Source organism: Catenulispora yoronensis, assembly GCF_039531695.1.
Taxonomy (GTDB): domain Bacteria; phylum Actinomycetota; class Actinomycetes; order Streptomycetales; family Catenulisporaceae; genus Catenulispora; species Catenulispora yoronensis.
Window position 1 is genome coordinate 14805 of sequence record NZ_BAAAQN010000091.1, and the last position, 20768, is coordinate 35572.

Sequence of the window (20768 nt, forward strand, 5' to 3'; positions counted from 1 at the left end):
CCATGAACGGCCCCCTCGCTCCCCCGCTTCCGGGTCCGGAGCGCTCCGGTCAGGGCCCTGGTCCGCTGTCCGGCGTCCTGGTCGCCGACTTCAGCCGGGTCCTGGCCGGCCCCTACGCCACCATGCTGCTCGCCGACCTCGGCGCCGACGTGATCAAGGTGGAGCGTCCGGGCACCGGCGACGACACCCGGGCGTGGGGCCCGCCGTTCGCCCCGGACGGCACGGCGACCTACTTCCTGTCCGTGAACCGCAACAAGCGGTCGGTGGCGCTGGACCTGCACGCGCCGGACGACGCCGCCCTGGCCGGGGAGCTGATCCGGCGGGCCGACGTCGTCGTGGAGAACTTCCTGCCCGGCACCATGGACCGCCTCGGCCTCGGCGCCGCCGCGTCCCGGGCGGCCAACCCCGGCCTGGTCCACTGCTCGATCACCGGCTTCGGCGACGGCCCCGGCGCCGCCCTCCCCGGCTACGACCTCCTCGCCCAGGCCGTCGGCGGCCTGATGAGCGTGACCGGCGAGCCGGGATCCCCGACGAAGGCCGGCGTGGCCGTGGTCGACGTGATCACCGGCCTGCACGCCGCCTTCGGCATCCTGGCCGCGCTCCGCCACCGCGACTCGACCGGGGAGGGCCAGCGGATCAGCGTGTCCCTGCTGACCTCCTTGCTGTCCGGCCTGGTGAACCACACCTCGGCGCACCTCGGGGCCGGGACCGTGCCGCGGGCGATGGGCAACCGCCACCCGAGCATCGCCCCGTACGAGGTCTTCGACACCGCGGACCGCCCGATGGTGATCGCGGCCGGCAACGACCGCCAATTCCACAGCCTGTGCACAGCGCTCGGCCTCGCGCACCTCGCCGCCGACGCCCGGTTCGCGACGAACGAGGCGCGGGTCGCCCACCGCGAGGCGCTGGCGGCGGAACTGGACGCCCGGCTGGCGACGGCGACTTCGGAGATCTGGACGGCGAAACTGACCGCGGCCGGCGTGCCGTGCGGCCCGATCAACGACGTGGCCGGGGCGCTAGGACTCGCGGAAGCCCTGAAGCTGGAGGCCGTGGTCGAGGTGGAGGGAATGCGACAAAGTGCGCATCCAGTGCGATTCGAGCGGACGCCGGCGGTGTATTGGGCGGCGCCGCCGCGGTTGGACACGGACGGGGAAACGGTGCGGGAGTGGCTGGGAAAGGGCATCGCCGGACCGGGCCGGTGAGTGAACGGCCTTCTCCTACTCCTCCAACTGCCCGGCCAACACCTCGACCGCGGCGGCCCGATGCCGGTCGAACCACCGCACCGCGCCCTCGGGATCGCTGGCCCGCAAAGCCGCCAGCGCGGCGCGATGCTCGGCCACCACGTGCCGGCGGTTCTCTTCTCCGGTGTAGTACAAGGACCGATACGCATCGGTGCTATCCCACAGCGTGCCGATGATCCGTACCAGCCGCGGCATCGCGGCGGCCTCGAACAAGGCGAAGTGGAACCGTCGATTGGCGCGCGCCATCTCCTCGATCGAGCCGTCCTCGGCCGCGCGCTCGACCACTGCCTGTGCCGCCTCCAGCTCCGCGAAGGTCTTCTCGTCCAGCAGCGGCACCGCCGCTCGCACGGCCTCCGCCTCCAGGAGCTCGCGCAGCCGGTACACCTCGCGCAGGTCGGCCATCGACAACTCGGCGACCCGGTACCCGCGGTGCGCCAGGTAGACGACCAGCCCTTCGCCCTGCAGCGTCTTCAACGCCTCCCGCAGCGGAACCCGGCTCACCTCAAGCCGTTCGGCCAAGGCTTCCTGGCGAATGGGAGCGCCCGGCCGCAACTCCCCCGACGTGATGGCGCGCCGCACCTCGGCCAACACGAACTGCTGCGCGGTCGGCGGACGGGTGGCCGACTCGGGCACGGTGCGCCTCCGGCAGGGGTACGTTCGGGGGGTGGGGACTACCCGGGGGGTCGGACTGGATCCAAAACGGTAGCACGGGGCCCGGGATCAAGGTCCGGCCGATTCCGCGGACGCCGATCGCCCGCCGGCTGCTCGACAAACGCCCGAGAACCGCCCGAGAACCGCCCGACATCCCACCGGCAACCGCCCGACGATCTCCCGACAACCGCCCGGCCGTTGCGCGACGATTGCCTGACGCTCACCCGACGATCTCCCGACGATCTCCCGACAACCGCCCGACGGCCGCGGACGGCCGTCGGCAAGGCTCTTGCACAGCCGTCGAAACCACCGTTGCCGGTGCTCCACGGCCAAACCGGGACCAAAGTCCGACCCCGGTTCCCCGTCCCGTCCACCGCGCCGGTGCAACACCTTGCGGACGCCCGTCAGCAATCCGCGGCACCGCGAGCCCGTCCCCCTACGACAATCCTCCTTGCAAGACAGTGCCTTGAGGTTGCTGTGCAAAGAACTCGACATCGCCGCACCCGACCGTCGGCAGATCAACCCCTATAGGTCAGTCCTCCGACGAACCGGCCTGCGCCCCGACGGTCGCGACCCCGGCCACCGCCCGCGTCACGACCGATCCCGTCGACCCGCGCACCACCAGCTCCGGCTCGAACAGCAGCTCCTCGGCCGCCACCCGCGCGCCCTCGATCTGGTTGACCAGCAGCGTCACCGCGGCCCGGCCCAGGGCCTCGATCGGCTGGCGGACCGTGGTCAGCGGCGGGTCGGTGCAGTTCATGAACGCCGAGTCGTCGAAGCCGATCACCGACACGTCCTGCGGCACCCGCAGCCCGGCGCGGCGCACCGCGCGGATCGCGCCCAGCGCCAGCGGGTCGCTGCCGCAGACGATGCCGGTCGCGCCGGCCCGCAGCAGCCGGGTGGCCGCGGCGTGCCCGCCCTCCAGGGCGAACATCGCGTGCTCGATCAGGTCCTCGTCCACCGGCCGTCCGTGCCGCGCGCACTGCTCACGGTAGGCATCGAGCTTGCGCACGGACGGTGCGTGGTCCTCGGGGCCGACCACCAGGCCGATGCGCTCGTGGCCCAGGGAGGCCAGGTGGCCGTAGGCCTGCTCGACGGCGACGGTGTCGTCGGTGGAGACCTGCGGCAGTTCCAGGTGCTCCACCGCGGCGTTGAACAGCACGACCGGTATCCCCCGCTCGCGCAGCAGGTGGTAGTGCTCGTGCGGGGCGTCGGCCTCGGCGAAGTGGCCGCCGGCGAAGACCACGCCCGACACGTGCTGGTCCAGCAGCATCGTCACGTAGTCCGACTCCGACAGGCCGCCGGCGGTACGGGTGCACAGCACGGGCGTGAAGCCGCGCTGGGCCAGGGCGCCGCCGACCACTTCGGCCACGGCGGGGAAGATCGGGTTCTGGAGCTCGGGGAGCACCAGGCCGATGAGGCGCGCACGTTCTCCGCGCAGCTGGGTGGGGCGTTCATAGCCCAGTACGTCCAAGGCGGTCAGCACCGCGGTCTTCGTGGCCTCGGAGACACCGGGCCGGCCGTTGAGGACCCGGCTGACGGTCGCCTCGGAGACCCCCACCTTCTGCGCCACCTCGGCGAGTCTGCTCGTCATGGCGCAAGAGTAGAGCAGGAAACAGCAAGAATGCGATGGGTTCCCATCAACTGGCGCAAGAATCCTAGATCGATGTGCAACTGTTGACACCGTCGGCGAGCGGCCGTCCGGAGCGGCAGTGGATCATTCGTAACCCAGTCGTGTTCTTCCAATGTTTCATCAGACTCTTGCAGGCGCCTGTTGACGGCTGTACCTTTGCCGCACGCCGGATGACAGCGGCACGGCACATCCCCATTCCTCGAGTCAGGGGTTACACGCATGAAACGCAACGGATCACGCATGGTGGTCGCGCTGGTTGTGGCGGCCGGTATAGCCATCACGGGTACGGCCTGCTCCTCCAGCACCAGCAAGGGCACCGACACCGCGAACAAGGGCGGCAGCTCCAACGCCGACGGCGTCGCCGACGGCAAGCCGCTGGACCCCAACGCCACGGTGACCATCACCATCGACGGCGCGCCGGGTGCGGACCAGGCGGCGAACAAGGCGAGCTACGCCGACGACCTCGCGGCCTTCAAGATCCTGTACCCGAACGTCACGGTGAACGCCAAGCCGTACGTCGGCCAGGTCGAGGACCCGCCGCAGTTCACGGCCATGCTGAAGGCGCACAACGAGACCGGCGCCTTCCACGCCTACTTCACCGACAAGAACCAGGTCCTGGACTCCGGCGACGCGATGGACATCAGCGCGTACGTCAACGACCAGACCCTCCCGGGCTTCTCGCAGCTGCTGCCCGGCGTCAAGCAGAACATGCAGGACAACGGCAAGACCTACGCACTGCCGATCAACTACTACACGCAAGGCGTGATCTACAACCGCGACCTGTTCAAGAAGGCCAACCTGGACCCGGACAAGCCGCCGACGACCTGGGACGAGCTGCAGGCCGACGCGGCCAAGATCTCGGCCCTGGGCAACGGGATCACCGGCTACCAGGACTACAGCGGCGGCAACACCGGCGGCTGGCACTTCGCCTCGGAGCTGGACAGCCTCGGCGGCAAGGTGGTCAGTGACGACGGCAAGAAGGCCGCGTTCAACTCCGACCAGGGCAAGCAGGTTCTGCAGCGCCTGATCAACATGCGCAAGGACGGCGGCATCGGCGCCACCCCGGTGCCCAAGTGGGACGCCGCGTTCCCGCCCCTGGCCACCGGCAAGGTCGGCATGTTCATCGGCGCCCCGGACGTGATCCAGCACCTGGTCGAGGTCCTCGGCGCGGACAAGAACCTGTACGGCATGGGCCCGATCCCCGGTGCCGCGGGCCCGGCCACCGGCGCCCTGGCCGGCGGCGACGTGTACTACTTCAAGAAGGGCCTGACCCCGAACCAGGTCAAGGCGCTGATCGCCTGGATCGACTTCCAGTACCTGACCCCGGGCAAGGGCCAGTTCGACTTCGCCCGCGCCAAGGCGCTGGCCTCGACGGACAAGCCGGTCGCGATCGGCCTGCCGCAGAAGTTCTTCTGGAACCCGACCTCCCCGCAGATGACCCAGGTTCAGGCGGACCTGAAGACCTCCGCAACGCTGCCGGTCGAGCAGTACACGCCGTTCGTGAACAACCCGATCCCGCCGGTCCTCGAACCGCCGGCGGCGCAGCAGATCTACAAGGTCCTGGACACCGCGATGTCGGCGGCCATGACGGACGCCAACGCCGACCCGGGCAAGCTCCTGGGCGACGCCGAATCCCAGGTCAACCAGGTCCTGGCCAACCAGTAGCCACCCGAAGGCGGGGCCGGCCGGCCCGGGTATGAGGGACCCGGGCCGGCCGCCCCGCGGTGGCTGCCCGGCCGGCACCGCACTACGAGGAGTCGACAACGATGGCCTATGTCATGGCCCCTGAGCGGGTGCGCGAGGGCACCGTCCCCAGCGGACGCGGGCGCGCCTGGAGGGAACTGCGGCGGGCGATAGCGCGCAACGCACGGGCCCACGCCTTCCTGCTCGGCGCACTGCTCTGCTTCGCGCTGTTCACCTGGTACCCGATGATCCGCGAGATCATCATGTCCTTCCAGCGGGTGCACCGCGGGGAGACGAGCTGGGTCGGGCTGGCCAACTACCGCCAGATCGTGAACGACCCCGAGTTCTGGAAGGCCTGGCGCAACACCCTGGAGTTCACCGCGCTGGCGCTGGTCTTCGGGTTCGTGGCCCCGTTCATCGTGGCGATCGTGGTGAACGAGTTCCGCCACGCGCAGGGCTACTTCCGGATCCTGGTCTACTTGCCGGTGATGCTGCCGCCGGTGGCCGGGATCCTGCTGTTCCGCTACTTCATGGACCCCGGCTTCGGCCTGTTCAACGACATCCTGCACTGGCTGCACCTGCCCAAGTCGCAGTGGCTGGGCTCGAAGTCCAGCTCGATGCCGTCCCTGGTGGTGGTCTCCACCTGGAGCAACATGGGCTCGGCGACACTGGTCTACCTGGCCGCGCTGCAGGGCATCCCCGGCGACCTGTACGAGGCCGCCGAGCTGGACGGCTGCAACATCGTCCAGCGGGTCTGGCACGTGACCGTGCCGCAGACCCGGCTGATCCTGTCGCTGATGCTGATGCTCCAGGTCGTGGCGACGATGCAGATGTTCACCGAGGCCTTCGTGCTGACCGGCGGCGGCCCCGAGGGCTCGACGACCACGATCGTCTATCTGCTCTACAACTACGCGTTCAACTACAACAAGTTCAACACCGCCGCCGCGCTCGGCGTGATCATGCTGCTGGTGCTGGCGTGCTTCTCGGCCCTGTACGTCTGGATCGAGCGCCGCGGGAATGAGGACTGACATGGCCGCGCAAGCCACAACTCGAACCCTGATATCCCGCACCCAGCTGGCGACGCCCCGCGGCAAGCGGCTGTACTGGTCCTTCACCACGATCGCGCTGGTACTGGCGACCCTGGTGTTCATCGGCCCGCTGGTCTGGATGGCCACCGGCGGGTTCAAGACCTCGCAGGAGCTGGTCGCCAACCCGCCGGTGCTGGTGCCGCACCACCCGTCCACCCACGCCTTCTGGCTGGCCTGGACCCGGCTGGACATGGCGCAGCTGCTGTGGAACACCGTCGTCTACGCCGGCGGCGCGCTGCTGTTCCAGCTGATCTTCTGCGTCGCGGCCGCCTACTCGCTGTCCAAGCTGCGGCCGATCTTCGGCAACTGGATCCTGGGCGCGATGCTGGCCTCGATGATGATCCCGGCCGCCGCCCTGGTGGTACCGCAGTACCTGACGGTGCTGGACCTGCCGCTGGTGCACTGGAACCTGCAGAACACGCCCTGGGTGATCTGGCTGCCGACGGTCGCCAACGCCTTCAACGTCTTCCTGCTCAAGCGGTTCTTCGACTCCATCCCCAACGACCTGCTGGACGCCGCCGCGGTGGACGGGGCCGGACCGCTGCGCACGCTGTGGCGGATCGTGCTGCCGATCTCCCGGCCGATCCTCGGGGTGGTGTCGATCTTCGCGGTGGTGGCGGTCTGGAAGGACTTCCTGTGGCCGCTGATCACGGTGCCGGCGCACGAGACGCTGAACGTCGGGGTCAACACCGCGGCCACCTCGATGCCGGACAACGCGCTGGTCGGCGGCCTGTTCCTGGCCTCGATCCCGACGATCATCCTGTTCCTGGTGTTCCAGCGCAACATCATGGCCGGCCTGACCGTGGGCGGCGTCAAGGGCTGACAGGACCCTGAGTTTCGTTTCCTGTCGTTTTATCCTCACGCGTCGCATTCGCGTCTGCTTCGAGAACAGAGAGCAGGTTCCCCGTGTCCGCGCTGGAACAATCCAAAGCGCCGTGGTGGCGCTCCGCCGCCATCTATCAAATCTACCCGCGCAGCTTCGCCGACGGCAGCGGCGACGGCGTCGGCGACCTGGCCGGCGTGCGCGCGCGGCTGGCGCACCTGGCCGACCTCGGGGTCGACGCGGTCTGGTTCAACCCCTTCTATCTGTCCCCGCAGGCCGACGCCGGCTACGACGTCACCGACTACCGGGTGATCGACCCGCTGTTCGGCGATCTGGAACAGACCGAGGCCCTGATCGCCGAGGCGCACGCGCTGGGCATCCGGATCGTCATCGACATCGTGCCGAACCACACCTCCTCGGCGAACCCGTGGTTCCAGGCGGCGCTGGCCGCCGGGCCCGGGTCGCCGGAGCGGGAGCGGTTCTGGTTCCGTCCCGGGCGGGGGGCCGACGGCGCGGAGCCGCCGACCAACTGGGAGGGGCACTTCGGCGGGTCCACCTGGACCCGGGTGGTGGAGCCGGACGGGCAGCCCGGCGAGTGGTACCTGCACCTGTTCGACGCCGCGCAGCCGGACTGGAACTGGCAGCACCCGGACGTGCGCGCCGAGTTCGAGTCGGTGCTGCGGTTCTGGTTCGACCGCGGCGTGGACGGCTTCCGCATCGACTCCGCGGCGCTGCCGGTGAAGGATCCGGCGCTGCCGGACGTCGCCGACGGCGACGACACCCCGTTCACCGACCGGGAGGAGGTGCACGAGATCTACCGCGCCTGGCGCGCGGTCGCCGACTCCTACCCGGGCGACCGGGTGCTGATCGGCGAGATCTGGCTGCCCGACGCCTCCCGCCTGGCCCGCTACCTGGGCCCGGACGAGATGCACACGGTCTTCAACTTCCCGTTCCTGGGCTGCGCCTGGGAGGCCGACAAGCTGCGCGAGGTCATCGACTCGACGCTGAGCCTGCACGACCCGGTCGGCGCGCCGCCCACCTGGGTGCTGTCCAACCACGACGTGGACCGGGTGGTGACCCGCTACGGCCGCGAGGACACCTCCTTCGCCATCTACGCCCGCCAGCTCGGCCGGCCGGTGGACCTGGACCTGGGCACCCGCCGGGCCCGGGCCGCCGCGCTGCTGACCCAGGCCCTGCCCGGCTCGGTGTACGTGTACCAGGGCGAGGAGCTCGGCCTGTGGGAGGTCGAGGACATCCCGGACGAGCTGCGCCAGGACCCGATGTGGGAGCGCAAGGGCCGCAACCCGGCCGATCCCGGCCGGGACGGCTGCCGCGTCCCGCTGCCGTGGTCCGGCCCGGAGCCGCCGTTCGGCTTCAGCCCGGAGGGCGCGACCGAGCCGCCGTGGCTGCCGCAGCCGGAGGCCTGGAAGGGCTACACGGTCGAGGGCCAGGCCGCCGACCCGGGCTCGATGCTGTCGCTGTACCGCAACGGTCTGCGGCTGCGCCACGAGATCGAAGGGCTCGGCGACGCGCCGTTCGCGTGGCTCGACGCGCCCGCCGACGTGCTGGCCTTCGAGCGCGGCGCGGGCTTCGCGTGCGTGGTGAACTTCGGCGCCGAGCCGGCCGCCCAGCCGGTGGCCGGCCGGGTGCTGCTGGCCAGCGGCCCGCTCGCCGAGGACGGCCGGATCCCGGCCGACACCGCGGTGTGGATCGCGCGCGAGGAGAGCTGACCGCGCGAGCCTGTCCGACAGAGCTCAGGCTCCTGTGAAGTAAGAGAATTTCCGTCCCGCGGTTCCGGTCAGGTTTCCCGCGGGTCGGAAAGCACCGGCCGGACAGCCGGTGCCGAGCGGTGCCGCCCCTGCCGCTGGGGGCGGCACCGCTCGACCGTTGAGGGCGGGCCGGGTCGACCGGCCCGCCCTCGGCATGAGCCCGCGACCACCGGACCATCCGGTCGCGGGCCGGCTCGTGCGGCGGGTCCTTATCCGCCGGCCCCGCCGATCCCACCCACTCCGCTGATTCCGCCGATTCCTCCGGCCGCGCCGACGCCACCGATTCCACCGGCCGCGCCGATTCCGCCGACCGCACCGATTCCACCGGCCGCGCCGATTCCGCCGACCGCACCGATTCCACCGGCCGCGCCGTGCGCCGGGCCCGCGCGGTGGCGCCGCGCGGGGACGTCGACCGGACCCTCGGCGGACTCCGGGGGCGGACTTCCTCCGGACCCGGCGCTCCCGCGGGCGACTTCGAAGCGGACCGTCTTGCCGATCTCCTCGGCGATCACCCGCAGCCGGTCGACGCTCTGCCGCAGCAGGTCCAGGCCCCGTCCGGAGACGTCCTCGGGATCGGCGCGGCGGGACCGCGGCGGATGGGCCGAGCAGTCGGCGACCTCGCAGACCGCGCCGTCGGCGCGCAGCCGCGCCGAGACGGTCACCGGGCCCCGGCCGTGCACGACGGCGTTGGTGACCACCTCGCTGTAGGCCAGGACCAGCCGATCGGTGTCCTCGCCCGCGCCCCAGAGGGCTTCGGCCGCGGCGGCCAGCCAGCGCCGCGACAGGCTCACGTCCAGGGCGGTGCCCGGGAACGACCAATACAAGGCAGTGCTTTGAGAGGTCCGCGACCCGGCCGGATCCCCGGCGGTCCCGTGGACGGCCACCCCGCCGCCGGTATCGTGTCCGCCAGTGCGGCACACCGGGGCGGGGTGGCGTAATTGCTGCATGACAGCCTCACATCGTCGAAGTCTGCGCGACTTGACTCCCCCAGCGCGCACCCCGTAATGAAATATCCCACCGCGGGCGGACTCGCGCACGGGAATCGATGAAATCGCCAGGCTCCGTTCGGGCACAATGGCGTCGATCGCAAAAGCGAAACGCCAGGGGGTGGCGATGACATCCGCAGAAGTTCCCGGACCCCGCGGGCGGTCCCGCCCGGGGGACCCGAGCCAGGCCGCCGACGCGCCGCAGGCCAATCCGGCCGCGCCGCGCGCCAATCCGGCCGCGAGCCCCGCGCGCCCCGCGAGCCCCGCGAAGACGGCCGCGGCGGCGTCCAAGGCGGCGTCGAAGGGGGCTGCCATGGCGGCGGCCCTGACGCCGTCCCCCGGGGCCGCCGGGGCGGCGTCCGGGTCGCGGGCGCCGACCGCCACCGCCACGCCCCCGATCCGCCGCCGCCGGCTCGGCGCCGCCCTGCGCCGGCTGCGGCTGTCCGCCGGCCTCACCCTGCAGGGCGCCTCGGAGCGCCTGGAGATCTCCGACTCCACGCTGTCCCGCCTGGAGAACGGCCAGGGCCGGCTGCGCCGGATCGACGTGGCCGCGGCGCTGGACGTCTACGGCGTGCAGGACGACGACCTGCGCACGACGCTGCTGAGCCTGACCGGGCAGATCCGCGACAAGGGCTGGTGGCAGTACTACCGCCGGGCCATCCCGGAGCCGTACGCCGACTACATCAGCGTCGAAGCCGCGGCCACCACGATCGACGCGCACACCGTGCAGCTGGTGCACGGGCTGCTCCAGACCGAGGCCTACACCCGCGCGCTGGCCGAGGCCTGGCGGGTGCGCAGCGAGCCGCTGGACGTCGACGCCCTGGTGGCCGTGCGCCGCACCCGGCAGCGGATGCTCGGCGGCGCCGACCCGCTGCGGCTGCGGGTGGTGATGCACGAGGGCGCGCTGCGACAGCTCGTCGGCGGACCCGCGGTGATGCGCGGGCAGGTCGAACGGATCCTCGACGAATCCCGCCGACCGAATGTGGTGATCCAGATCATCACCCATTCGGCAGGTGCCCATTCCGGCCTCGATGAGCCTTTCGCGATTGTAGGATTCGGTAATCCTCTGGAAAACGATGTGGTATGCCTTGATAACCTAACGCGAACGCATTTCCTGGAGACTGTCCACGAAGTGCGCAATTACGCGTCGGTCTTCGATCAACTGCGTGCCGCGGCGCTTTCCCCCGAGAGGTCGGCGCGCTGGCTTGCCGACCTGCTGACGAAGATGGAGAGCTAGTTGAGTACCCGCAACACCGGCAACACCCGTACGACCCGGTCCGGGTCCGCCCCGGATCCGGCCGGTCCCGACCTGACAGCCACAGATCCGACTGCTTTCGACCTGACCGCTTTCACCCTGTCCGCTTCCGACCTGTCCGGCGCCGCCTGGCGCAAGAGCAGCCACAGTAACGGCGCGACCAACTGCGTCGAGGTGGCCCGGCTGTCCGACGGCTCGGTCGGCGTCCGCCACTCGCGCCGGCCCGACGGCGCCGTGATCGTCTACTCCCGGTCCGAGTGGGCCGCCTTCCTGGCCGGCGTCAAGGCCGAGGAATTCGAGGTCGACTCCGCCTGATCGACTCAGGCCCCGTTCCGTCCCGTCCGGAATGGGGCCGCCTGCGCGTGAGTGAGAGGATGGCGCGCATGGCCCATCAAGGCGCGAAGCCCCCGACCCCCGCCGACCCGGCGGGTCCCGCGGCCGACCACCGCCACGGCCCCGACCACCCGACGCTGCCGGACCCGGTCGTCGACACCGCGGTGGGCTTCCTGGACCTGCTCGCCGAGCCGAGCCGACTGCGCCTGCTCTGGGCGCTGCGCGGCGGCGAACTCGGCGTCACGGCACTGGCCGGGACGGCCGGCTGCACCCCGACCGCCGCGAGTCAGCACCTGGCCAAGCTCCGCCTCGGCGGCCTGGTCGAGCAGCGCGCCGAGGGCCGCGCGCGCCTGTACCGCCTGCGCGGCGGCCATATCCGGCGGATGCTGGAGGAGATCGTCGGCCACGCGGAGCACGCGGTCGGCGGCATCCCCTACGACCTCTGACAGCTCACGGCAGGTACCACTGCTGCGCCTTGCTGCCGGAGGTGCACGGCTTCAGCGAGACGTCCGCGCCCATCCCGTTGTCGGTCAGACAGTCCCCGTACCGGCTGCTGTGCACGTAGTACGCCCCCGAGGGCATGGCGGAGTCCCGGGACAGCCACCACACCTGCCCGGCGTCACCGCACGAGCAGTGGTACAGGACGATCTTGCCGCCGCCGTCGGCCTGGATCATCTGGTTGGTGTCCAGCCCGTCGCCGAACTGATAGGTGGTCTGCCCGCCGACGGTGGTCGCCGTCATCTGGAACGTCTGCCCCTGCCGGTTCGACGTCCCCTGCACGCCCAACGTCGAACCGTCGGTGTAGATGGGCGCGCCGGTGGAGTTGCCGTAGACGTCGATGGCGCCGCCGTCCCCAACGTTGGTGAGCATCCCGGTCCTCCGCTGCACGACCGTGGTCGGCGGAGGCGGCGGGGGCTGCGCCGACGAGACAGGCGCGGAGGACGGCGGCGAGCTCGGCGCCTTGGTCGGCCCGACGGTCGAGGGCGGCGGGTTCGCCGTACCGGACGGATGACTGCTGGCCGCCGCGGACTTCGAGACCTGACTTGTCGACACCGACACCGACACCGGCGGAGGCGGAGCCGTGAGCCCGGGAGACGACGGAGGTGCGGGCATAGGTGCCGGACTGCCCGAAGCACCGCTCGGAATGCTGGTCGACGCACCGCTCGGAACGCTGCCCGGAACACTGCCCGCCGACGGACTCACCACCGCACCGACCGACGGAGTACCAGTCGGCCCCATAGTCGCGCCCGAACCGGCCGACGACGACACCGACGCCGCCGAAGCTGCCGAAGCCGCCGAGTCGGACCGCGCCAGCGGGTACACCACCGCGGCCGCCACCACTGCCGCGACCAGAGCGGCCACACCGCTGAAGACGAGCGTCCGGGGACGGTGGTTCAGGGCGGGGGAATCGAGGAGTTCTGATTCCCGTTCGCGCGGGTCGGTCGCGACGGAGCCGGTGTCGGGGGAGGCGATCCCGACGCCCGCGGTGAACGAGTCCTCGCGTGCGCTGCGGTGCTTTTGTGGCGCTGCGGGCTCGGGGTCGGGCTCGGGCTCGGGCTCGGGGTCGGGGTCAGGCTCAGGGTCGGGCTCGGGGGCGGGGGCGGGCGGGTCGGGCTCGGAAGCGGAGGGCGGAGGATCTGAAGGTTCCTCTTCCTGACCCGGATCCGAAAGGGCCTGCTCCGGCGCCGGATCCGAAGGATCTTGTTCTTCCTGAACTGGATCCGAATCGGCCTGTTCCGGTGCCGGATCCGAAGCCTCGGCAGAAGCCTGTTCCTCGGCCGGGTCCTGCGCTGGGATCGATACAGCCGCCGAACCCGGCTCGGGTACTGATGCCGACGCCGCAGCAGCATCGCGTCCCTTGCGCCGGAACCTCCCGGATTTCGGCGCGGCCGGACCCGCCGCCAGCACTTCGGCTTGCTCGTCGTCGAGATGCGCGAGCCCGGCGGTAAATGAATCCTCGCGCACCAAACGCCCCGGGCGCTCGGCGGCCCCGGCTCCAGCCCCGGCTGCCGACTCGGCCTCGCCGTCCGGCAGCGGAACTGTTCCGACCTCGTTCTCGTCCGGCAGCGGAACGGTTCCGGCCGTGTCCCCGTCCGCCGACGCGCTCGGGGCTTCCGCAGCCTGCTGCGATTCCGCTTCCGGCCGCACCGTGAAGGATGCCCAATCCGTGCTCCCGCTCGTCGGCGTCCCCACGCCGTACGACGCCCACGTCGGCGTGATCTCCCACGAGTCGCCGTCGGACGGCGCAGCCTCCCCGGCCCCGGTCGGGCCCGCCTCCTTGGACTCCTCGGCCTCCTCCGCGTCTTCCGGCTCCTGCGCCTCTCCCTTGGCCAGCACCGTGAACGACACGAAATCGCGGTCCGACAGCCCTTCCGCCGCACCCTCCGGTGCCGCAAGGTCCGCCTCCAGCCCCACCCCCGCCCTGAAGCTGTCCTCCTTCAGCCCGATCCGGGCCTCGGACGCGGCCCGGGCCGCGATCCGCCGGGCCGTCTCGGCCATCTCCTTCGCGCTGCCGAAGCGCTCGGCCGGGTCCTTCGCCAGGGCGCGCAGCACCAGGTCGCGGAGCGGAGCGGCGACCGTGTCGGGCAGGGGCGGCACCGGTTCCTGGAGGTGCTTCATCATGATGCCGAGCGGGGTGTCGCCGTCGAAGGGCGGTGCGCCGGTGAGGCATTCGTAGGCGATGACGCCGACCGAGTACTGGTCCGCGGCGGCGGTGACCGCGCTGTGGCGGGCCTGTTCGGGGGCGGCGTAGACGGCCGTGCCGAGCACCATGTCGGCGGTGGTGAGGCGGCGGGCGTCGGCGGTGCGGGCGACGCCGAAGTCGGTGACGACCACCGAGCCGCCGCGCAGCATGAGGTTGGCGGGCTTCACGTCGCGGTGCACGATGCCCTGGTCGTGCGCCGCCTGCAGAGCGTCAAGGGTCTGCGACACCAGGGTCAGCGTGGCCGCCTCGGACAGCGGAGCGGAGTCGTCCAGCAGGTCCGACAGGGGCCGTCCGGTGATCAGTTCCATGACCAGGAAGGCCGTGCGGGGATCAGTGGTTTCCCCGTAGTCATGGACCGAGACGATGCCGGGGTGGTTCAGCGCCGCGAGCACCCTGGCCTCGGTCTGGAAGCGGGCGGCGAAGCCCGGGTCGTCGAGCAGCGCCGGAAGCAGGATCTTGACGGCCACCAGCCGGCTCAGCACCGTGTCCTGCGCCTGCCACACGTCGCCCATCGACCCGCCGCCTATTCGCCGGCGCAGCTCATAGCGCCCGGCCAGGACGGTTCCCTCACCCCACATGATGCGGTTCCCCATGGATCTCGTCGGTCGGACTCGGTCGGATTCGGTCGGCCTGACACGGCCTGACGCGGATTGGTTCGGACGGCTGCCGGCGCACTGCTACGCGCTGCCCGGGCGTCGGCGCCGGACCAGCCGTCGGGCGCCGGCGACAGCCCCGGCGGACAGTATCCCGCCTCCCCCGATCACCAACGCCCGGCCCGAGGTGTCGGACGGCTTCCGGACAGCACTGATGGTCAACGGTTCCGCCGATCTTGTGGTAGGCCCCTGCGGATCCGGTACCGCGACCTCGGTCAGCGCGGCGTACGGGTCGACCACTCCCCAGCCGTAGCTCTCGTCGGGCGCCCCGGCCGCCATCCGGTCCGCCGTCGCGTACAGCCGCTGACGCACCTGCGCGGCGGTCAGCCCCGGATTCCGGCTCCACACCAGCGCCGCGGTCGCGGTGACGAACGGCGCCGCGAACGACGTCCCGATCCCCGCGGCCAGCGTCCCGGAAGCACCGGGACCGATCCCGATCACCGGGGCCTGCGAGGTCCCGCCGGGCGCGGTCAGGCCGACATAGGGCCCGTGCTCCGAGTATCCGGCCACCGCGCGGTCCGGCCCGGTCGCGGCCACCGCCACGACCCCCGGATACGCGGCCGGGTACTGCGGCGGATCGCCGTCCCGCTGGTCGCCCAGGTTCCCGGCGGCGGCCACGATCAGCACCCCGGCGTCCTGCGCGGCGCGCACCGCCGCCGCCAGATCCGGCGTGTCGGCCGAGGTCCCGGCCGAGACGTTGACGATCCTCGCGCCCCGCGCGACCGCCTCGCGGATGCCCCGCGCCAGCGGGGCGTCCTCGGTCTCGCAGGTCCGGTAGGCCCGGATCGACAACAGGCTGACGACCGAGGGGGCCAGCCCGACCACGCCGACGCCGGGCCGCGCCCGAGCCGCGATGATCCCGGCCACCATGGTCCCGTGGCCCAGCGCGTCGGCGGTCGGCGGATACGCCTTCGGATCCACCACCGACACGCTGGCCGCGACATCGACGGCCCCGGCCAGCTGCGGCGCCGAGACATCGATCCCGGAGTCCAGCACCGCGACCTTCACCGGGGCGGCGCCGACGGCAACGAACGGCGCCAGGTCCGCGACTCGCAGCGTGGTCTGGGTCCACGGGATCCCCGGCGACACCGCGACCGGCGTCACCGAGGGCGTGCACGCGTCGGCAGCCGCGGACGACCCACCGACGCCGGGGACGACCACGAACCCCGCTCCCAACGCGACGACCGCCGCGACCCGGGCCAGGGGGCCGACCGCCGCAGCCCGACCCGGCGCGACAACCCTCTCAGCCCGACCCCGCGCAACAGCCGCCGCCCGGCCCGGCGCGACGGCCGCCGCGACCCGGGCCAACGGACCGACCGCCGCGCCCCCACCCCGCCTCACGCCGCTTCCTCCCCGGCCCACGCGGTCTGCACCACCATCGTCGGATTCCGCCGGCTGACCAGCTGCGCCCGCCCCGGCGGCAGCCGCATCGGCCGCGCGTCCCCGAGGAACTGGCCCTCGTCCTTGCTGCACGACAGCAGCAGGCCCGGCGTGCCCAGCTCCCACAACCGGCGCGGCACCGGGTCGCCCATCCCGCGCGCGGCCCCGGCCGTCGATCGCGCCAGCACCAGGTGCAGCCCGATCTCGGCCGCCTGCGGCAGCAGCTCCAGGATCGGCGCCAGAGGCGTCCCGCGGCTGCCGGTCATCAGGTCGTAGTCGTCGACGACCAGGTACAGCTCCGGCCCGGTCCACCAGTCGCGGGCGGCCAGCCGGCCCGGCTCCACGTCCGGTCCCGGCACCCGCTGCACCAGCACCGGCGCGATCTCCTTGAGCAGCTCCTCCAGCGCCGTCGGCGTCACCGCGTACCCGAGCTGCTTGCTCGACGGGACCGCGTCGTGCAGCCGCCGCCGAGTGTCCGCCAGCAGGACCCTGACCTCCTTGGGCTCCGCGCGCTCGGTCACCGCCCTGGCGACGAGCCGCAGCAGGTTGGTCTTGCCGCTCTCGTTCTCGCCGAACACCATCAGGTGCGGCGTGCTCGCGAAGTCGTGCACCACCGGCTCCAGCCGGGTCTCGTCCCAGCCCAGGGCCACCGCGGTGCGCGCGGCCGGCCGGGCCAGCCGGGCCGCGGGCAGCAGCGTGGGCAGCATCCGCACCGGCGGCGCGGCCTGGCCGGGATGCGCCTTGGCGAGGTGCCGTACCAGGTCGCGGGTGCCCTCGCCGAGGCTCCCCGGATCCGGGTCGCCGTCCAGCCGCGGCAGCGCGGCCAGGAAGTGCAGGCGGCCGGCGGTCAGGCCGCGGCCCGGGACCGCCGGGACCTCCTTGGCCAGCGCGGCGTTCACCTCGGAGTCGATCGGGTCGCCGAGCCGCAGCTCCAGCCGGGTCCCGATGAGGTCGCGCAGCCAGGGCCGGACCTCGGTCCAGCGGGCCGCGGTGATCACCAGGTGCACGCCGAACCCGAGGCCGCGGGCGGCGATGTCCTGGATCGCCGGCTCCAGCCGCTCGTAGTCCTGGTGGAAGGTGAACCAGCCGTCGATGACCAGGAACACGTCGCCGCTGTGCCGGCTGCCGGCGGAGCCGGAGAGGTCGGCGGGGAACTCCCCGGCCCGGCACCGCCGCCGGTACTCGCTCATCGAGCCGATGCCGGCCGCGGCGAAGGCCTGCTCCCGCTCGGCCAGCAGCGTCTGCGTCTCGGCGACGGTCCGCGTCACCTTCTCCGGCTCCAGCCGCCCGGCGACCCCGCCCACCTGCGGCAGATCCGCCAGCGCGGTGAGCCCGCCGCCGCCGAGGTCCAGGCAGTAGAACTGGGCGTCGCGCGGCGGATAGCGCAGGCTCAGGGAACTGATCAGGGTCCGCAGCAGCGTCGACTTGCCCGACAGCGGCGCGCCGACCACGGCCACGTGCCCGGCCGCCCCGGCCAGATCCGCGACCAGCGGGTCGTGCCGCTGCTCGAACGGCCGGTCGGTGACGCCGAGCACGGCCAGCAGCGTGTCGTCCCGGCCGGTCACGCCGCGGGCCGGCGTCGGGGTCCCGGCCGCCGCGCTCCGGTAGCCGGCCGCCGCCGGGTCCGGCTCGGGCAGGCCCCCGGTCAGCGCCGCGACCGCCTCCGGCAGCAGTGCGTCCAGCGTCGGCGGGGCGGACAGCGGCGGCAGCCAGATCCGGTGCGCCGGCCGGCCCCGGCCCGCCAGCCGGGACGCCAGCACCTGGAGCGTGCTCTCGGAGACCGGCGGGCTGGTGAGCTCCTCCTCCGGCTCTGCCGACTCCGCCGACTCGGCCTCGGCCGCCGGCGCGATCCGCGGTGCCAGATACGAGGACCGGTACCGGATCACGTGATGACGGCCCGAGTCGTCGGCCTCCGGGCCGGCCTTCGGCGCCGCGTACGGCGCCGAGACGTACCCGGCCCGGAACCGGATCAGCGGATCGGTGCCGCAGCGCAGGAATCCGTGGCCCGGGGTCGAGGGCAGGTCGTAGGCGTCGCCGACGCCGAGCACCGCGCGGGACTCGCCGACCGAGAACGTGCGCAGCCCGACCCGGTAGGACAGGTGGCCCTCCAGCGCGTGGATCCGCCCCTCGTCGAGGCGCTGCGAGGCCAGCAGCAGGTGCACGCCGAGCGAGCGGCCCAGCCGTCCGATCATCACGAACAGCTCCAAGAACTCCGCGTGCGCCGCCAGCAGCTCGCTGAACTCGTCGACCACGAGGAACAGCGACGGCAGCGGGGCCAGCGCGGCGCCGGAACTGCGCGCGGCCTCGTAATCGCGCAGCGACGCGTGGTTCCCGGCCGCCCGCAACAGCTCCTGACGGCGCACCAGCTCGCCGTGCAGCGCCGTGTACATGCGTTTCACCAGCGGCAGCTCGTCGGCCAGGTTGGTGATCACCGCCGAGGTGTGCGGAAGCTTGTCCAGCCCCAGGAACGTCGCGCCGCCCTTGAAGTCGACGAGGACGAAGTTGAGGATCTCCGGGTCGTTGCGCACCGCCATCGCCAGCACCAGCGTGCGCAGCAGCTCGCTCTTGCCGGAACCGGTGGCGCCGATGATCATCCCGTGCGGACCGGTGCCGCCCTGCGCGGCCTCCTTGATGTCCAGTTCGGCCGGCAGCCCCTGCTCGGTCAGGCCGATCGGGACGCGCAGCCGCTCCCGGTTCGGCCGCGCCTGCCAGGTCTGCGCCGGCTCCAGGGCGCGCGCGTCCCGGATCCCGAGCAGGCCGGTGAACGGGATGTCGCCGCCGCCGCGCCCGGCGGACTCGCCGAGCCCGGCCACCCGCAGCGGCGCCAGGATCCGCGCGACGGCGGCGGACTCGGCCGTGCTCAGCGTGGCGGCCCGACCCAGCGGACTGACTTCCTCGCCGCCGGTGCGGCCCGGGGCGACCATGGACACGGTGGCGTCCGAGCCCGTCCGCGCGGTGCGCAACCGCAGGGTGCCGGCCGGCGTCTCGGTCCCGGCACCGGTCGCGACGCCGGCCCCGGCCGACGCCCCGGTCAGGTCCAGCAGCACCGCGTCGCGATACCCGGCCCGCAGCGCGCGATGGTCCGGCGGCAGCTCGCCGCCGTCCAGCAGGATCACGGTGAACGGCTCCCGCGCGACCGGCGGCGCGGACGGATCGTGCGGCCCGCGCTCCCGGAAGTCGCCGGGATCGAGCAGCCGCTCCAGGTCCGCGAAGCTGTCGCTGATCAGCCGCACCCGGCCGACCGCGTCGCACTCGGTGGGATGCAGCACGTGCGGCAGCCACTTCAGCCACTCCCACCGCTCGCGGGTCCCGTCGCCGCAGTGCACCGCGATCCGCAGGTGCTCCGGGCTGTGGAGCACCGCGAGCTGGGTCAGCAGCGCCCGCACCACCGCGCGCGCCGCCGGGCCGTCGCCGTCGAACGCCACCCGGGCGAAGGCCCGCAGGTTGGCGGCGATCGGCAGGTCGGGGATGGTCTTGTAGGCCTGGAGGAACCGGCGCAGCGCGTTGGCCGAGACCGGGTCCAGGTCCTCGACCGGCTTGGTCTGCGGGGGCGCCAGCCTTACCGCGAGCGCCATCGGCCCGGTGGCCAGCCGGACCTCGGCGAAGTCGGCGTCGGCGGGCCGGCGCTCCCACAGCCGGCTGCTCAGCGCCGTCGACCAGAGCCCGGCCGGCTCCGGGTGCCGCCACCTCAGGGCCTTGATCTGGGCGTCGATGTGCCGGCGCACCTGCCGCCGGTTCTGGTCCAGGTGCCGCAGGTAGTCGCGGCGGTCGCCGGCGAGCTTGAACCGCTTGTCGCCGCCGCCGCGGCCCAGCTGCATGCCGACCATGCCCAGCGACGACACCGCCATCATGCCGCCGGCCAGGTAGTTCATGGCGCGGGCCCCGGGCTGCAGGAACATCAGGGCCATGGCGCCGCTGCCGGCGGCCATCGGAACGGCCATCAGGGCCTGGCCGACGCCGCCCGGGGCGGCCTCCGGGACGGCCGGCGGTTCCTGGAAGGTGATCTCCCCCTGCGGGAGGGGCGGTGCGGTGCGTCGTGGCACCGGACGGTATTCACGGATGCTCAACGTTCGCTCTGCTTCCCCTGGCGGACGGTCCGCGCGACCGGCGATAGTCGACCACCTGTCAGGTCCGTCCGGATAGGGAGGAAGACACGACGTTGAGCAATCGCGCCGCGCTGCTCGAAACCGACTTGTGCCGGCTGTCGATAGCGACCCCCGCCAACGTGCTCGAACTGGCGCTGCCGACGGCGGTCCCGCTGGCGGACTGCCTACCAGCGGTATTGAGCTTCGCCGGGCCCGACCTGGCCGATCAGGGGCTGGTCCACGACGGCTGGGTGCTCCAGCGGCTCGGCGGCGCGCCGCTGGCCGAGGCCCGGACGCTTTCGGAGCTGCGGGTCCAGGACGGCGAGACGCTGTATCTGCGGCCGCGCCGGGGCGCCGCGCCGGCCGCGGTGTTCGACGACGTGCTCGGCGGCCTGGCCACGGCGGTCCGGGAACGCGAGGACCGGCTGCACGCGGCGGCGGGCCGGTGGGGCGGGCCGGCGCTGGGCGCGCTGGCGCTCGCGGC

Annotated in this window: 15 protein-coding genes; 9 read left to right on the top strand and 6 right to left on the bottom strand. The window is 72.5% G+C overall.

Going from position 1 to position 20768, the window contains the following annotated elements:
- Nucleotides 1-2: 2 nt before the first annotated feature.
- Complete coding sequence (locus ABD481_RS43255) at nt 3-1202, top strand: CaiB/BaiF CoA transferase family protein (RefSeq protein ID WP_344671742.1); 1200 nt, start codon at nt 3-5, stop codon at nt 1200-1202.
- A gap of 15 nt (nt 1203-1217) precedes the next feature.
- Here the strand turns inward: ABD481_RS43255 and ABD481_RS43260 are convergent, their stop codons facing one another.
- A complete protein-coding gene (locus ABD481_RS43260; RefSeq protein ID WP_344671743.1) occupies nt 1218-1874 on the bottom strand; it encodes a GntR family transcriptional regulator in 657 nt (218 codons plus the stop codon).
- 550 nt (nt 1875-2424) lie between these two features.
- The gene (locus ABD481_RS43265; protein ID WP_344671744.1) at nt 2425-3486 is read right to left on the bottom strand and encodes a LacI family DNA-binding transcriptional regulator; all 1062 of its coding nucleotides are present in this window, start codon (nt 3484-3486) and stop codon (nt 2425-2427) included.
- Nucleotides 3487-3744: 258 nt separating this feature from the next.
- Here ABD481_RS43265 and ABD481_RS43270 point away from each other — a divergent pair, with 258 nt between their 5' ends.
- From ABD481_RS43270 to ABD481_RS43285, 4 genes are all read left to right on the top strand, one after another.
- Nucleotides 3745-5190, top strand: a complete 1446-nt coding sequence (locus ABD481_RS43270) for an ABC transporter substrate-binding protein (RefSeq protein ID WP_344671745.1) — start codon at nt 3745-3747, stop codon at nt 5188-5190.
- A gap of 101 nt (nt 5191-5291) precedes the next feature.
- Nucleotides 5292-6236, top strand: a complete 945-nt coding sequence (locus ABD481_RS43275; protein WP_344671746.1) for a carbohydrate ABC transporter permease — start codon at nt 5292-5294, stop codon at nt 6234-6236.
- A gap of 1 nt (nt 6237) precedes the next feature.
- Nucleotides 6238-7119: a carbohydrate ABC transporter permease gene (locus ABD481_RS43280; RefSeq protein ID WP_344671747.1), complete on the top strand. Its 882-nt coding sequence runs from the start codon at nt 6238-6240 to the stop codon at nt 7117-7119.
- Between the two features lie 83 nt (nt 7120-7202).
- Nucleotides 7203-8849, top strand: a complete 1647-nt coding sequence (locus tag ABD481_RS43285; protein ID WP_344671748.1) for a glycoside hydrolase family 13 protein — start codon at nt 7203-7205, stop codon at nt 8847-8849.
- A 248-nt stretch (nt 8850-9097) separates the two neighbouring features.
- Here the strand turns inward: ABD481_RS43285 and ABD481_RS43290 are convergent, their stop codons facing one another.
- Nucleotides 9098-9772 (bottom strand): ATP-binding protein, encoded by a 675-nt coding sequence (locus tag ABD481_RS43290; RefSeq protein ID WP_344671749.1) that lies wholly within the window; start codon nt 9770-9772, stop codon nt 9098-9100.
- 229 nt (nt 9773-10001) lie between these two features.
- Between ABD481_RS43290 and ABD481_RS43295 the strand changes: the two genes are divergently transcribed.
- The 3 genes from ABD481_RS43295 (at nt 10002) to ABD481_RS43305 (ending at nt 11908) form a co-directional block, all read left to right on the top strand.
- Nucleotides 10002-11111 carry a helix-turn-helix domain-containing protein gene (locus tag ABD481_RS43295; protein ID WP_344671750.1) on the top strand — a complete coding sequence of 370 codons (1110 nt, stop codon included), beginning with the start codon at nt 10002-10004 and terminating at the stop codon, nt 11109-11111.
- Nucleotides 11112-11444, top strand: a complete 333-nt coding sequence (locus ABD481_RS43300; protein WP_344671751.1) for a DUF397 domain-containing protein — start codon at nt 11112-11114, stop codon at nt 11442-11444. It abuts the gene before it with no gap.
- A gap of 68 nt (nt 11445-11512) precedes the next feature.
- Nucleotides 11513-11908, top strand: coding sequence for an ArsR/SmtB family transcription factor (locus tag ABD481_RS43305; RefSeq protein ID WP_344671752.1), 396 nt, complete (start codon nt 11513-11515; stop codon nt 11906-11908).
- Between the two features lie 4 nt (nt 11909-11912).
- Here ABD481_RS43305 and ABD481_RS43310 read toward each other — a convergent pair whose 3' ends face one another.
- From ABD481_RS43310 to eccCa, 3 genes are all read right to left on the bottom strand, one after another.
- Entirely contained in the window at nt 11913-14744 is a 2832-nt protein-coding gene (locus ABD481_RS43310) for a protein kinase domain-containing protein (protein ID WP_344671753.1), read from the bottom strand.
- A 99-nt stretch (nt 14745-14843) separates the two neighbouring features.
- Complete coding sequence (locus ABD481_RS43315; RefSeq protein WP_344671754.1) at nt 14844-16160, bottom strand: S8 family serine peptidase; 1317 nt, start codon at nt 16158-16160, stop codon at nt 14844-14846.
- Entirely contained in the window at nt 16157-20266 is a 4110-nt protein-coding gene (gene eccCa / locus ABD481_RS43320; RefSeq protein WP_344671755.1) for a type VII secretion protein EccCa, read from the bottom strand. The genes ABD481_RS43315 and eccCa overlap by 4 nt, the downstream gene beginning before the upstream one ends.
- A gap of 92 nt (nt 20267-20358) precedes the next feature.
- On the opposite strand from eccCa, the gene ABD481_RS43325 reads away from it, so the two are divergent.
- The coding region (locus tag ABD481_RS43325) for an EsaB/YukD family protein (RefSeq protein WP_344671756.1) at nt 20359-20768 on the top strand (410 nt) is incomplete at its 3' end.

Bases quoted from the DNA above. Each gene is read 5' to 3' on its own strand.
- ABD481_RS43255 (WP_344671742.1), top strand. From the start codon at position 3: ATGAACGGCCCCCTCGCTCCCCCGCTTCCGGGTCCGGAGCGCTCCGGT.
- ABD481_RS43265 (WP_344671744.1), bottom strand. From the start codon at position 3,486: ATGACGAGCAGACTCGCCGAGGTGGCGCAGAAGGTGGGGGTCTCCGAG.
- ABD481_RS43280 (WP_344671747.1), top strand. From the start codon at position 6,238: ATGGCCGCGCAAGCCACAACTCGAACCCTGATATCCCGCACCCAGCTG.
- ABD481_RS43305 (WP_344671752.1), top strand. From the start codon at position 11,513: ATGGCCCATCAAGGCGCGAAGCCCCCGACCCCCGCCGACCCGGCGGGT.
- ABD481_RS43275 (WP_344671746.1), top strand. From the start codon at position 5,292: ATGGCCTATGTCATGGCCCCTGAGCGGGTGCGCGAGGGCACCGTCCCC.
- ABD481_RS43310 (WP_344671753.1), bottom strand. From the start codon at position 14,744: ATGTGGGGTGAGGGAACCGTCCTGGCCGGGCGCTATGAGCTGCGCCGG.
- ABD481_RS43295 (WP_344671750.1), top strand. From the start codon at position 10,002: ATGACATCCGCAGAAGTTCCCGGACCCCGCGGGCGGTCCCGCCCGGGG.
- ABD481_RS43270 (WP_344671745.1), top strand. From the start codon at position 3,745: ATGAAACGCAACGGATCACGCATGGTGGTCGCGCTGGTTGTGGCGGCC.